This window comes from Arthrobacter sp. JCM 19049 (genome assembly GCF_001310435.1).
The window spans coordinates 1-14,014 of sequence record NZ_BAXF01000026.1; the positions used below are offsets into that span (position 1 = coordinate 1).

The 14,014-nt window shown below is 52.3% G+C and carries 12 protein-coding genes and 1 pseudogene; 11 read left to right on the top strand and 2 right to left on the bottom strand.

What is annotated here, in order from left to right:
* A pseudogene (locus JCM19049_RS02710) lies at positions 1-902 on the top strand (transposase); the annotation flags it as partial.
* A 111-nt stretch (positions 903-1,013) separates the two neighbouring features.
* Here JCM19049_RS02710 and JCM19049_RS18170 read toward each other — a convergent pair.
* Complete coding sequence (locus tag JCM19049_RS18170) at positions 1,014-1,157, bottom strand: hypothetical protein (RefSeq protein WP_279402316.1); 144 nt, start codon at positions 1,155-1,157, stop codon at positions 1,014-1,016.
* Positions 1,158-1,337: 180 nt separating this feature from the next.
* Here JCM19049_RS18170 and JCM19049_RS18175 point away from each other — a divergent pair, with 180 nt between their 5' ends.
* The 10 genes from JCM19049_RS18175 (at position 1,338) to JCM19049_RS18210 (ending at position 13,742) form a co-directional block, all read left to right on the top strand.
* Positions 1,338-1,982, top strand: a complete 645-nt coding sequence (locus JCM19049_RS18175; RefSeq protein WP_279402317.1) for a sacsin N-terminal ATP-binding-like domain-containing protein — start codon at positions 1,338-1,340, stop codon at positions 1,980-1,982.
* Positions 1,983-1,999: 17 nt separating this feature from the next.
* Positions 2,000-2,680, top strand: a complete 681-nt coding sequence (locus tag JCM19049_RS18180; protein WP_279402318.1) for a hypothetical protein — start codon at positions 2,000-2,002, stop codon at positions 2,678-2,680.
* A 184-nt stretch (positions 2,681-2,864) separates the two neighbouring features.
* Positions 2,865-4,289 carry a hypothetical protein gene (locus tag JCM19049_RS18185; RefSeq protein ID WP_279402319.1) on the top strand — a complete coding sequence of 475 codons (1,425 nt, stop codon included), beginning with the start codon at positions 2,865-2,867 and terminating at the stop codon, positions 4,287-4,289.
* A complete protein-coding gene (locus tag JCM19049_RS18190; protein WP_279402320.1) occupies positions 4,196-6,016 on the top strand; it encodes a DEAD/DEAH box helicase family protein in 1,821 nt (606 codons plus the stop codon). The genes JCM19049_RS18185 and JCM19049_RS18190 overlap by 94 nt, the downstream gene beginning before the upstream one ends.
* Positions 6,017-6,107: 91 nt before the next feature.
* Positions 6,108-7,625 (top strand): NERD domain-containing protein, encoded by a 1,518-nt coding sequence (locus JCM19049_RS02720; protein ID WP_054820725.1) that lies wholly within the window; start codon positions 6,108-6,110, stop codon positions 7,623-7,625.
* 77 nt (positions 7,626-7,702) lie between these two features.
* On the top strand, positions 7,703-10,501 hold the full coding sequence (locus JCM19049_RS02725) for a helicase-related protein (RefSeq protein ID WP_279402321.1): 2,799 nt from the start codon (positions 7,703-7,705) through the stop codon (positions 10,499-10,501).
* 263 nt (positions 10,502-10,764) lie between these two features.
* A complete protein-coding gene (locus JCM19049_RS18195; protein WP_279402322.1) occupies positions 10,765-12,099 on the top strand; it encodes a hypothetical protein in 1,335 nt (444 codons plus the stop codon).
* Positions 12,100-12,124: 25 nt separating this feature from the next.
* Positions 12,125-12,565, top strand: a complete 441-nt coding sequence (locus JCM19049_RS18200; protein WP_279402323.1) for a DUF1998 domain-containing protein — start codon at positions 12,125-12,127, stop codon at positions 12,563-12,565.
* 71 nt (positions 12,566-12,636) lie between these two features.
* The gene (locus tag JCM19049_RS18205; protein WP_279402324.1) at positions 12,637-13,587 is read left to right on the top strand and encodes a DNA (cytosine-5-)-methyltransferase; all 951 of its coding nucleotides are present in this window, start codon (positions 12,637-12,639) and stop codon (positions 13,585-13,587) included.
* Positions 13,569-13,742: a DNA cytosine methyltransferase gene (locus JCM19049_RS18210; protein WP_279402325.1), complete on the top strand. Its 174-nt coding sequence runs from the start codon at positions 13,569-13,571 to the stop codon at positions 13,740-13,742. The genes JCM19049_RS18205 and JCM19049_RS18210 overlap by 19 nt, the downstream gene beginning before the upstream one ends.
* Positions 13,743-13,876: 134 nt before the next feature.
* On the opposite strand, the gene JCM19049_RS18215 is transcribed toward JCM19049_RS18210, so the two are convergent.
* Positions 13,877-14,014: transposase (locus tag JCM19049_RS18215; protein WP_279402326.1), on the bottom strand; the 138-nt coding region annotated here is incomplete at its 5' end.

Consider the following 14,014-nt stretch of genomic DNA (forward strand, 5'->3'; position numbering starts at 1 on the left):
CCCGCGACCGGCAGCACCCCGCCGGGCACCGGCGAACAAGCTCACCGCACGCGAGGAAGCCAGGATCCTGGAAGTGCTCAACAGCGAGCGGTTCGTGGACCAGGCGCCTGAGCAGATCTACGCGGTCCTGCTGTCCGGAGGGACATATTTGTGCTCGGTAGCCACCATGTATCGGCTGCTGCGCCGGAAGAAGCAAGTGGCAGAGCGCCGCCGGCAGGCCCGTCACCCGGCCCGAAAAATCCCGGCATTGGTGGCGAACCAGCCCGGGGAGGTATTCAGGTGGGACATCACCAAATTGGCCGGGCCAACCAAGGCACCTACTACGACGCGTACGTGATGATCGACATCTACACGCGCTACATTGTCGGCTGCCAAGTCCATTCCCGCGAGTCCGGTGAACTGGCGCGTGAGTTCATCGCCCAGGTGTTCGCCACCGACCAGGTGCCGCTGATGGTGCACGCCGATCGCGGCACCTCGATGACCTCGAAGCCGGTGGCCGCGCTGTTGGCGGACCTGGATGTCCTCAAGTCGCATTCGCGGCCGAAGGTCAGCAATGACAACCCGTACAGGGAGAGCTGGTCCAAGACGTTGAAATATCTTCCGGAGGTCCCCGAGCGGTTCAGATCGCTGGCAAACACCCGAGATTTCATGGACCGATTTGTCCAGGCATACAACGGTCATCACCGGCATTCGGGAATCGGGTTCCACACGCTGACGGACGTGCATTTCGGGATCACTGGGCATGTTGATGATCAAGGATGGCCGCGCTGCAAAAGGCGTGGGAGCAGCATCCCGAACGGTACGGGCAGCAGCGTTTGCCGAAGAAGCTACAACTGCCGGAAGCTGCGTGGATCAACGAACCGGTGAAGCAGGAGAAAGGGGAAGAAATGCAGGCTGCTTAGCACCCATTGGCCTCATTGACTTGAAAATTTCCGGTCGGCCGACAGTCCCTGTGATCCTCTTCGTAGGGACTATCACCATCATGACTGGCACGCTCTGCCAGAGCACCCGAATCATACCGGGACGATCACCCAGATCTTGGCGATCCCACCCAAACGCTGTCTCAAGCCCAGCATCGAGTTCGTTACCGGGAGGAAATCGATGCGCTGCTCGCTGCCCTCAACCGGGTCACGCGGACCGGAGGTCGGGAGGGCCACGCATTGTTGGCCCTGGCCGGGCAAATGGGTTGCGCATCTGCGAAATCATCTCTCTGACGCAAGACGACCAGCACTTGGCAGCGGCAGGAATGGCATAAAACCAGCGATGATTCATTTTGTCCTCGGGGCCCTATATCCTTATGTAAGTTCGTAGGTTACCAGTTTAAATGGGGGAACGCTTTGAAGATATCCGCAGGTTGGCAGCCGAACGCTACTCTCGAGCGAGAGATCAATCAACAATTTGAAAGTGCGTTGGCTGCTTATCAAGCTAAGCCCACACTAATAACCGAGCATTCGAACCATGAGGAGTCTATCCGAACAGGCGGGTATGCCACTAGAACTCTTCTGGAATTGCTGCAAAACGCGGCTGATCAGATGTCGGGGGCTGAAAGCCTATCTAACGACCCGGGCAGAGTCGAGATTATTCTTGACCAAACAACGAACACCCTATACTGCGCAAATTCTGGTCGACCTTTCTCGCAAAATGGAATTATTGCAATTACTCATGCACATGTGAGTGCCAAACGTGGCGACGAAATCGGCCGCTTTGGTTTGGGTTTCAAATCGGTTCTGGCCGTAACCGAGACACCGCAAATTTTCAGCCGTTCAGTATCTTTCGAATTTAATTCTGAGCAGTCCCGGAGCTCGATCCGCGATATAGGCGTTCCTGCCCGCCGGCTTCCGATCTTGCGAACCCCTACATTGATCGATGTAGATGAGCATTTCGAACAGGACCCAGTACTGCAGGATTTAGCAGAGTGGCTACTACAGTGGTCCGTTTGCCAAATGTTCATGACACAGAGAGAATCCGTCGAGAAATGTTGAGTTTCTCGTCTGAGTTCTTGCTGTTCGTCGGTGGTGTTCGTGAAGTTCGATTGAGTATTGTTGGCGACGAAGAATTTAATACAAGCCATATTTCGCGAAAGCTTGGCGGCGGTCACTTCAAGATTGAACGTCCTGATGGAACCGGAGAAGAATGGCTTGTTGGAGAACGGATGCATTCCCCGAGTCCGGAAGCCCGTCGTGAAGTCGGAGAAGCCGTATCACGCGATAAGATCAAGGTCAGCGTCGCAGTTCCGCTCAAGCCGCGTAAAGCCAATGTTGAGGCTGGCGATACTGGCACGGCAGTCGGACAGTTCTGGAGCTATTTCCCTCTGCAGGATAGGACCTCCGCAACCGCGTTCTTTAATGCTCCATGGAGTGTCAATGATGATCGTACGACCCTTCTGAGGAATCAGTACAATCGCGAGATTCTCTCCACCGTTGCCGAAATTTTCGTAGAAGTTGTGGTCAGACTTAGCACCGCCGAAGACCCGGCCTTGCACTTTGACTATCTACCAGCACGTGGCAAAGAAGCAACCTACTTTGGCGATGAAGTTCTATGTGCTCTGGTACCCCCTCTAGCAGTTAATGAAGCAATCATTCCTGACGGCAACGGGAAGTTGGTAAGGCCGCCCGAGCTGCGTCCTTTGGATCCAGGCTGTGAATGGAAAATCTCGGAGGCGGCACATCAGGATGGGTGATTTCGCGAAATACAGGTATGGACGTTCCGCATTGGCGTTGCTATTCATCAAACCAGCGCATGGCACGATTGCGTCAACTTTTCGCTGTATCAGTAGATCCGAACCGGTATGAAGAAGATAAGCGAGATTTCAAGAAAGCTCTAGAATCTATCCCCAAACGAGGGATTCTAACTTGGCTTAGGGAGTGGCTGAAGGGGAAGATTACAGATCCGCCGGAAACGCGCTGAAAGTGGTTCTTGGAAATATAAGGCGGGATCTTGCCCAGAGCGCCAAAGTTATTCCGACCACGGACGGCTTGCGCTCGCTCGATGACCGGAACCAGGTATTCCTGGCAAAAGTGGACGACCTCGAAATTGAAGATGCAGTGTTCGTCGAAGAGGAATTCCTTGCCCTCGATGGGATGGAGAAGACACTTCGAGATCTTAAATTCCGTGACTTGGATCCAGTTGCTATATTGAACGCGCGCTTGGACACGTTGACGAGAGACTCCTCAGTTGAAATGCAGCAGAAGTTCTGGGAAGCAGCTGAATCGGTAAGCATCAGTGATGCTAACAAGGTGATTCGTGGAAATCCAACAGCTCCGGTATTGGTTCCGACCCGTGACGGAGGATGGCATTGGCCTCAACAAGTAATCGATATCGAGGAAAAACTCGATGCCAAGGACACTTCACTTCTGCTTGATTACGACCGCTGCATTCCTAGAGTTGCGCACGAATTGGGCGTTGCACGGGAACCATTAGAGGAATTCTCATACGAGGATGAGTTTTTCGCTTCACAGTATGAGCAATGGGTACGAGAAGAACTGAATGGCCGGCTCACTGCCGGGGAACGACCAATCGAGAATATCGCTCTATACCCAACACGAAGCAAGACGCAGGGGCCGTTCTCAGTGCTTCTCCTGTTGAAAGAAGCAGGCGCACCAGCACCGACCAGGGAGCGTTGGACAAGAAGTCTATTGGAGTTCGGGGACGCTCCCTGGGATTGCGAAGACACCGCGACGGGTGTCTCCTATCGCGTCAAATCTCCTGTTCGGTGGGCCGTCGAGAACGCCGGCGTTCTAAAGAGCTCCCTGGGATACCGTCCTGTTTCGGAACTCGTTGCTCCGATACTTTCGCAGTATAGCGGCTTACTACCTGTATGGGATGGTGCACGGAGCATTTCTGAAACATTGCGCTTGCCAGAGGACCTGGAATCGGTACCTACGGAAATTCTTCAAGATTCTCTTAATACGGAAATTCTCACAGGGAATTTCGGCGACGAAAAGTTAGCCGAATTCATCTTGAATGTAACGCGTATTGCTTATATTGACGGTGTACAGCCTCCAAGGATTCCCGCAAGAGTCGTCAGAATTTTTGAATCTCGCCCTACCCGGAACGTATACGTTGCGACTGACGAAGAGCAGAGGAATTATCTTCGCGAGCGTCATTTGCCGTACCTATTCGCAACGAAGGAAATAGGTCAAGAATTGGTGAGCTGGTCGGCTGCACGGATTTCGAGGACAGTTTCTCGTTCTCGATGTCAATTGACGGCCAACGCGACCCAGAACCAGCAATTGATGTCTTTACCGGCCTGCGTGGCCGCAGGGGTTCGCGTGATCTTCAGGATATAAACATCGTGCGTGCTGACACTATCGAGAAAAGGGTTCAGACACCAACCGGTCTTGATCCACAGCATCTGATTTCCCATCGTGATGGGGTCAACCTGTTTGTCGCAGCTCACATATCTGATAGAGATACCCTAAAGCTGTTGAGTGATGAATTTGAACTGGACCTGAATAATTCCGACATAGATGCGGTGCTGCAGAGCGGACTCAACCATAAGCTCGAACTGCTGCGTCTCGATGCTGTTGCACAAAGCAATGATGCCGATCGATTGGACGTTTATTTCGGCGAAGACGATCTTAGGGAAAAGCTTCCGAAGGGTCTATGGCAAGGCCTTGAAAGCCAGGGACTTATAACTCGCGATACTTCTGTAGCTGAATTGCTTCTGTCCGTCTATGGAAAAGACACTATTCGCGAGGTTTCTGACTTGTTCACGCGTGAAGGTTTCCCCGACGTGCCGAACCAGTGGGCAGGCGGACCATCTACGAAATCTTGGTTGCGCAAGATGGGATTCGGGGATGAATTCGCCGGTCAGAGGAGTGAACGACACGTTTCAGAGTTCGTCGTCCCAGGAGCCAGCATTTTGCCGGATATGCATGCTTATCAGGCTCGAATCAGTGCAGATATGCGGGACGTGATTCTCGAAGTTGACGGGGACGGTCGCCGCGCAAAAGCGATGGTTGAACTTCCAACTGGCGCGGGTAAAACACGAATTGCGACGCAAACGTTGTTGCAGATGTTCATCGATGGGGACATCCAGGGACCGGTTTTGTGGATCGCGCAATCGCAAGAACTGTGTGAACAAGCGGTACAGACATTTGCAGCGGTTTGGCGAGGACTTTCCACCGATCAACGAATCGACATTCCGATTACTATTGGTCGGTTGTGGGACAACAACGAGGTTCACGCACCCGCTACCGAGCACAGTGTAATCGTCGCTACTGACGCAAAACTCGATACGATTCGGACGAAACCAGAATATGACTGGTTAACAGAAGTCAGTGCCGTGCTGATCGATGAAGGCCACGTAGCAGGAGCATCAACTCGGTACACTCGTCTCCTTTCGTGGCTGGGCGTGGACGGTCATAACTGGAAACGTCCGCTAATCGGTTTGTCAGCTACACCTTTTAAGGGAACCTCGATACAAGCCACCGAACAATTGGTGAGGCGTTTTGGGCGGAGGAAGCTCACTCCATTTCGTGAAGAGCAGAATCCGTACCAAGAATTAGTTGCACTCGGTGTCCTTGCACGTGTAAAGCACGACATCCTTGATGGCGCCAGAGTCACTCTTTCGGCGGAAGAATCTTCTGAGGCGACCCAGATGAAACGAGTCAGCGGCACCGTTCTGGACAAAGTTGCAGCTGACCATGGCCGTATGGGGACCCTCGTTAACAGCATCATGAATCTTCCGCCGGATCGAAAAAAATCAGTGCTGGTGTTCACTCCGAACGTTCTTTCAGCGCAAGTATTGGCAGCTACGCTTCGGTTCAGAGGCATTAACGCAGCATCGGTTAGTGGACGGACCGGAAGGCAAGAACGTCGCGAGGTGATCGGTCGTTTCAAGAATGATGAGATTCAAGTCTTGACTAATTGCGACTTGCTAACGCAAGGATTTGATGCGCCAGGAGTAACGGCCCTGTATATTGCCCGCCCGACGTTCAGCCCAATGCATATATTCAGATGGCAGGACGAGGTTTGCGCGGCCCGAAGAACGGCGGGAAAGAAGAATGCCTGATCGTTGATATTGCCGATAACTTCGGCAGCACCGACGTTAATGATTTACTCGGATTCCACGGCTACAAGGATCTCTGGAAGGAACAAGACTCGTGATACTTAGTCCTGATCTACGAGACATTGAAAAACAAGCCAACAGTGATGCAGAGCGACGTTTGGCTCGTCTCCTGAGCAAAATTCCTGGCCCAAAGGCCGTGGCGTTTCATTCAGTCAAGCTACATACGCATGCATATAAACATGTGGCAGAGATCGATTTCCTCATCCTTTGGAAAGATGTAGCGATAGTCGTCGAAGTTAAAGGTGGGGGTGTCCAGAAGTACGAAGGGGTCTGGTACTCCATAGACCGTAATAGGGACGCGCATCGGCTCCCGTCCTCACCGATGGAGCAAGCCCGGTCAGCAATGTTCGCGCTTCTGAAGATTTTCGATGCCGACAACATGGGCAAGTTTGCTTCTGAAGCAATAGTTATTACTCCAGATATCGATTCTCCTCCCTCTTCCACCGAGTGGAAGCCTTCTCAATGGCTGACTAGCGACTCAATGAATGTTGAGAAACTCGTTGAAGCGCTTGATTTAGTCGCTGCGGAAGCACGGAGGCCCCGAAGCGATGAGAAACGGGCGAGCAGCCAGGAGCTGAGGACACGCCTATTTGGCGAATTCTCTAGATTGCCGGTTATTGATGCTCAGCGTGGAGCAGTTCTAGACGAACAGGCAAGAGCGACAGAGCAACAAGCCAAAGTCCTGGCTGGTCTTGCCAAGAATGAAAGAATAGTTGTACTTGGCGGAGCTGGCACAGGCAAGTCACTGGTCTTGGCTGAAGCCGCCAAACAAGAAGCGGAAGGCAACCGATCAGTTCTTGTGACTTTCCGGTCGAAGGGATTGCAGAAGTTATTTAAGCCGCTATTTGAAGGACGTGACATCACGGTCACGCCGTTTGAAGATCTGGTTCCGGGGCGCGAGTTTGATGTCCTCCTGGTCGACGAAGCCCAGGATTTGATGCACGTGGAAGCGATGGATTCGCTTGACAAGATGCTTGTCGGTGGCCGGAGCAAGGGGCGCTGGCGGATGTTCTTGGATCACAACAATCAGGCACACGTGGATGGTTCGTACGATAAAGACGTATTTGATCTTGTCAGAGATGAAGCTATTGAATACGACTTGAGCTTAAATGTGAGAAACACGCGGGCGATTGTCCATATGGTTCAAGAATACCTGTCCGCCGATGTAGGTGACCCTGGCATCGTAAATGGAGAGAGAATCGACTGGAACTGGCTGGAGGACGGCACTCCTCAAGAAGCAGCGATTCAACGGGCGAAGAAGCTTATTGATGAAGGCGCAATTGCTAAGAACATCTGGGTTATCTCGGTAACCGCAGACGCTGATCTTGACGAAGTTGTTGAGGGTATCCGAGTGCTGGCACCACGACAAGCCAAGGGCCTGGAAGCAGAACACGCGATCGTTTGTGAATTACCGGAAGAGTACGACGATGTTTCTCTCGCGAACTTCTATGTCGCCGTAACCCGAGCGCGTATCAGCCTGCACGTGATTGCGTCGAAGAAAGACAAAAAGAAACTGCTAACCATCGGTCGAAAGAAAGCGTTGTCCCATTGAGTCTTACAAATGCGCAGCAGCTTGCCCTTGAGCACATCAGGCGTGCATACATCGGACCGGAACATGGCCCCACTGAAGTGACATTTGACCCTCCGGTTTATCGGTACACCGTAGGTATGTTGTTCCCTTCAAAAGACGAACCCCTCTCGACAGAAGAGCACAATGATTTTGAGCAAAGCGAGAACAACCTACTGGCCGATGTCGTGGAAGGAGAGGTTGAAGAGGGCAGCGCCTCAACGCCACTCGCCGAGGAGTGGCGGCCTACTTCGACGGCGATTTCATTTGTATCGGCTGCAACGTCTTTGCTTGTTGATTTTGCAGCGGCGACATATGAAGTCTCCACGGATGACGGTCCGCGTAGATGGACGAGACATGGCCAGCAGATAGAGGGATTGCTGTTAAGTAAGGAGCAGCCGCAGACAGAAGTCGATATTAACGGCGTTCCGTTGCAAATTGGTTCACGATGGCGCGAATACAAGAATTCATGGCTTATAACCGTGCATGCGAGAGTTCTCAGTGTATCCACAGGTGATACCCGCGACGATATTTCGCGCATGCTGTTCCAGGTAGAACTTTCGTGCCGGCCAAATGGGGATGCCACTGTGTTGCCTTACGATGTGCACTCTTCGATTGATAGTGCTCAAGAGGCAAAGGAACTACGACTCAGATATCGCAATAAGAAGGTCTACGCCGTCGGGCACGGCCTGGCTGCTGACTGGGAACTAGATGACTCTGGCAACTGCCAGCGGGTGTTTCTTGACCCGGTTCCTCATTATGTAGTGCCTGCGATCGAGCAAACTGCAATGAATGGTACTTCGGCAGCAGCAAGGGCAATGGACATCGAGTACCTTGCGACTGTCGATACCGACCTAAACGGTGTAACTGAGTCGCTGTCGGCCTTCGTCGATGAATTCGAAATTTGGGTTAAGAGCCAAGAAAATTCTGCGCGTGACTTGAATATGTCGGAAGCTCGAGATATCGCTGCTCGTTCGCGTCTTTCTGCAAACCGCATGCGGTCTGGCATCGGAGAATTGCGCCGACCGGATAATACGGCTTTACGAACGGCATTCTCATTGGGCATGACAGCGATGCGCCTGCAGATGATGCAATTCCGGCCGAACGATAAGCCAATATGGCGACCATTCCAGCTGGGGTTCTTGTTGGTTTCTTTGGAATCCACAACAAATGAGAAACATGAGGATCGAGACCTCGTTGACCTTATTTGGTTTCCGACAGGTGGTGGCAAGACTGAAGCGTATCTTGCCCTTGCAGCAGTAACAATATTCCTACGACGACTGTTACTTGGCTCCCGAGGCGCTGGCACCGCTGTGATTACACGCTACACTCTGCGCTTGCTCACAGCGCAGCAATTCCAGCGCGCATCTGCATTGATTTGTGCCATGGAGATTCTCCGTCATGAGGATTCGCGCGCTGGCAACATGGCTCCGTTCACGATTGGTCTCTGGGTCGGAGATGATGTGACTCCCGGTACAAGACGTGACGCAAAGAACGCGGTGGAGCGAATGATGAAGGCCCGGCATCCCCGGGACGCAAACATGTTCCAAATTAGTGACTGTCCGTGGTGCAACTGTGCTCTGTTACCGGAGGATCGTAGTGAATCAGCTGGTCAATATGGAATCCGACACCACGGTATTGATATTGAGTTCAGATGCCTGAATCAGGAGTGTGTATTCTCCGAACGCTCGCTTCCGATGTTGGTTGTCGACGAGATGATTTACGAGGAACCACCGACGTTCTTGCTTGCGACCGTTGACAAGTTTGCCCGGCTGCAGTTCAACGAGAATTCAGGAAAGCTCCTCGGACTAGGCACGCCCTTCAAGCAACCATCAATGATCATTCAAGATGAGCTGCACCTACTTTCAGGACCTCTCGGGACAACGGTCGCCGTATTCGATGCGGTCATTCAGTTACTTTTGAGCACGATGGGCTCGGCCCCCAAGATCGTGGCCTCCACTGCAACTATTCGTGCCTCGAATGAACAAGTCCAAGGATTGTACGGGCGTAAGGTGGCTCTATACCCACCCGCGGGTCTTGACGACGATACAACCTTCTTCGCAAAGCCGGTCGATGATGGGCTTGGACGGATGTACGTTGGACTGATGCCCCAGAGCATTCCACAAGCGACTGCGTTAGTCGCGGCGACGGCACCGTTCCTGGAGATTCCTCAGGTTGTTATCGATGCAGAGGAAATACAACAGAAGACTGATCCGTATTGGACGCTGGTTATGTACCACAACAGTCTCCGCGAGCTCGGAAGAACTAGCGCGCTGCTGTTGGACGATGTCAACGGCCGTCTTAACGCCAGGGCCCAACGGCTTAACTTGTCTTCGCGCCAGGTCGGTACGTCGTCGGTTCTGGAGCTTACGAGCAGGAAGGGCCCTGACGAATTACCGAATGACCTTCGACAATTGGGAATTAGTAAGGATAGCTCTACCGAAGCTGTTGATGTCGTTCTTTCTTCTAACATGCTTTCCGTGGGTATAGATATCCAGCGTTTGGCTTTGATGCTTATGGTAGGGCAGCCGAAGACGACCGCTGAGTACATCCAGGCGACAAGCCGCGTGGGTCGAGGGTATATCCATGGAATTGTTGGGACACTGTTCCGATCAAATCGTGCTAGGGATCGTTCCCACTTCGAAACCTTTAGAAGTTATCACGAGGTCCTTTATCGGAATGTGGAACCTACCAGCGTTACCCCATGGTCGCTATCTTCTCGGGGACGATCCTTACCAGGTGCGCTCGTGGCGCTACTGAGACATACTTTCCAGAATTATCCGGACGTAACGATGCCATCAACTTGGACCTGGAAGATCCGAGATTTGGAACAGATCTGGAATCGGTTGTCGACGACCTAATTGGCTTGATCGCTCGCGCTGAATCTTCTGAAGAAGTAGAAGCCAAGGCTCAGATCTGGCAACTCCTCCGAGAATGGGATAATTGGGCGCGAAAGGCAAGGGAGGCGGGAGGAACATTTGGTTACGAACGTCGATCAGTTGACGAACCGGGTTTACTCATACGATTCGGCCAAGACGGGCTGGATGGCTTGTCGGCGATTCTATGAGATCGGTAGAACCCAACGTTGCTGTTGAAGTAGAAGAACCACTACAGAAGGCTTCACGTGCAGAGAATTAGACATGAACTGCGCCTTGCAGAGACCATTTCTCCATTCGGAGTGGGGTCCATCGTCGATGTGCTTGGCGAGTCATTGATTGCGCCAGACACTTCATGGTGGAATCGTAAAACGGCACCAGAGATTCATTGCGATCGCTTAGTAGCACAATTGGGCGGTGGCGTATTAAGGCAAGCGCCTTCACATGCAGGGAAATCTGGAGAAAAAACCGCGGCACTGTCATATCGACGTTTTCCAGCTTGGCGTTTCTGCGAACGATGCGGCAAGCTTTCACAGCTGACTGGCAAGAGCAAAGGCAAATTTGTAAACAAATGCGATTGCGGCGGAGGCCTCGTTCCGATGCGATTCGTTGCCGTCTGCAAGGAAGGAAGCCATATTCAAGATATCCCTTGGTTCAAGTGGGCGCACCGGGGCCAAGACGAACGAATGAACGACGAAGTACGCTTTTGTCGCTCTTACAAGGAGCTCCGTTTCGAACGTTCTTCGGAGCGAGGCGAAGGGTTGGCTTCACTGAGTGTCGTATGCGGTGGTTGTAAACGGTACCGCCCGCTTTCGGATTTAGTCGGCGGCGGTTCGCTGAAACGTGATGGGATTCGCTGTTACGGGCAACAGCCTTGGGAACTCGAAAACCTGCATGGATCGCCTTGTGAGTACGAGTTGGTAGCTACCCAGAGAGGAGCGACGGGGAACTACATTGCGGAACGCGTGTCTGCATTGGATATTCCCGAAGGTACACCTGCATCGGTTGAGCTTCAAGAACGTATCAGAGCCCATGATCTTTATCAGCGTTTGCTGGATGATAATGGCGGCCCGAGATCAGAACAGATCGCTGGCTGGATCGCAGAGGAACTCGAAGTAGATGTCGACTTAATCTTGAAGGCAGCTGAATCGCCATTAGATAGCAGCGAACAACCGCAATTGCAGCTGAAAGACGGGGAGTGGGCTGCGTTTGTTAAAAAAGTGCGATCTGGCAAAGACCACGGTACCACCGAGTTCGTTGTGGATGGATGGCAACGGGACGATTTCGGCGCAGGAGATACAGCACTAACAAAAGTAATTGCTGGGATCGGTCAGGTACGACGAGTACGGGAAGTTCGCGCTCTCAGAGGCTTTCGTCGATACTCACCGAATGCAAAGTTCTTGCGAGCTGACTTTAACTTGGACCCCAAGCACCGGCCTAATTATCCGGCTTTAGAGCTTTTCGGTGAAGGTATTTTTATCCAGTTCGACGAGGAGTTCATCTCGAACTGGGAAGTTCAGCGGTCGGTGCAAGCGCGCGCCAGCGTGCTCCAAGAGCGGCGCAACGCTTTAGAATGCTCATAGACTGGACGTACCTGAACCAAGGTTCGTGGCATTGCATACCATTTCCCATTTATTATTGCGCCGTTTAGCCTTCGAGAGCGGGTATTCTTCTGCAGCTTTGCAGGAACGTATTTACGCGAATGCTGACCGAGCCGACAGTACAGCTGGGATATTCATTTACACCGCTGCTGGCGACGCACAAGGGACACTAGGCGGATTGGTTCGACTCGGTGAACCAGAATATCTATTCCCTCTGATCAAGGCTGCTCTTGACGATGCGGATGTTTGTTCAAATGATCCGGTATGCATCGAAAGTGATCGCCAGGGATCGTTAAAGCTTAATCTGTCAGCATGCCATGGTTGCTCATTGGTAAGCGAGACTTCTTGCGAAACCGCGAATCGGCTGCTCGACCGACAACTAGTTTTGGGTCGCGACGGAGAATTGTCTGGTCTGCTTCAAGAAGTATTGAAGGAAGCGCGACGGTAACACTAAAGTGCCGGTATTCACAGAGTGGCTCATTGGCAATTCTTGGAGCCCACTCTCCTTATAATAGAAGAATGACTCGTAAGACTACGGTACTAGACTTGTTTGCTGGAGCTGGCGGACTATCGGCTGGTTTTCGCGCGGCATCCAATACTTTTGAGACCGTCCGTGCAGTTGAGTGGGACAACTCTGCCGCGGCCTCTTACGAAGCCACCTTTGGGAGCGGAATTATATACGCCGGAGATATAAAGAACTGGCTAGCCGAGGACGACGTTCCGGAGGTCGATGTCATTATTGGAGGCCCTCCGTGTCAAGGATTCTCAACGCTTGGCAAGCAAGACGTTGAAGACGAGCGAAACGATCTGTGGAAAGAATACGCGGCGACAATCCGCCGTTCAAAACCCAAGTATTTTGTCATTGAAAATGTGTCTGAATTCAGAAAGTCTCCTCAGTACGAGCATTTTAAGGAAGCAACCTCAAAGGGTGGTGCTTTGGCTGACTACGGGTTTAAATCTGAAGTACTGAACGCGGCCGATTATGGAGCTGCGCAGGCTCGAAAAAGAGCGGTATTAATCGGTTATCACCGTGACTTTGAATTTCCCGGCTTCCCTGAAAGGACTCATTCGGCCACACCTGAATCGGACGGACTGCTACCACACCTTACAGTGGCAGATATTTTGACCGATGTCCCGAACGTTCCTGATATGGATAGCAAGTTTGGATCTCGCAGTTATTCATTTAATGGGAGGGAATTCCCGGGTTCCTTTGGTACTCGAGAATTGCATTGGAGCAGAAACTATCGGGACATATCTTTGCGTCGTTTCGCGGTTATACCACCAGGGGGAAACCGGCGGGACCTCGAAGCGTATCCTGAATTGATGACCCCGTGTTGGACTAAGCATAAGTCGGGGTCTGGTGATGTAATGGGGCGTCTGCATTGGGAGCGTCCGGCGGTGACGATACGAACAGAGTTCTTTAAGCCTGAGAAGGGCCGGTATCTTCACCCTTGGAAAACCGGGCCATAACACATTATGAGGCTGCTCTTCTTCAGGGATTTGGGCCAGAGCATCGTTTCGTGGGGTCTCGAACTGCGATCGCAAAACAAATCGGTAATGCTGTTCCGATCCCATTGGGCATGGCAATCGGAAGGACACTATCCGGCTTGCTCCCAAAGAAATGATGCAAAAACTTTATTCAGTCGCCGAATTGAGTCATGGGGCCATTTGGAAACGCTTGGGTTACTGTTTCGTGCCTGATGCACTGGGCGTGTGGCCTGTTTCGTGCCATGGCTTAGCCCGGGGGTTTCATGGCTCTTCACAATCCAGGGTGTGAAACGGGTCTGAACCCGCCGGATTCCAAAAGTGAACGAGCAATATAATTCGCTAGGCTCCGGAACCCCAGAGCGCTACCGCGCAGGTGTTCCAACCTGCCGTTGATCGCTTCGGTGGGCCC

Bases quoted from the DNA above. Each gene is read 5' to 3' on its own strand.
- JCM19049_RS18190 (WP_279402320.1), top strand. From the start codon at position 4,196: ATGTCAATTGACGGCCAACGCGACCCAGAACCAGCAATTGATGTCTTT.
- JCM19049_RS18205 (WP_279402324.1), top strand. From the start codon at position 12,637: ATGACTCGTAAGACTACGGTACTAGACTTGTTTGCTGGAGCTGGCGGA.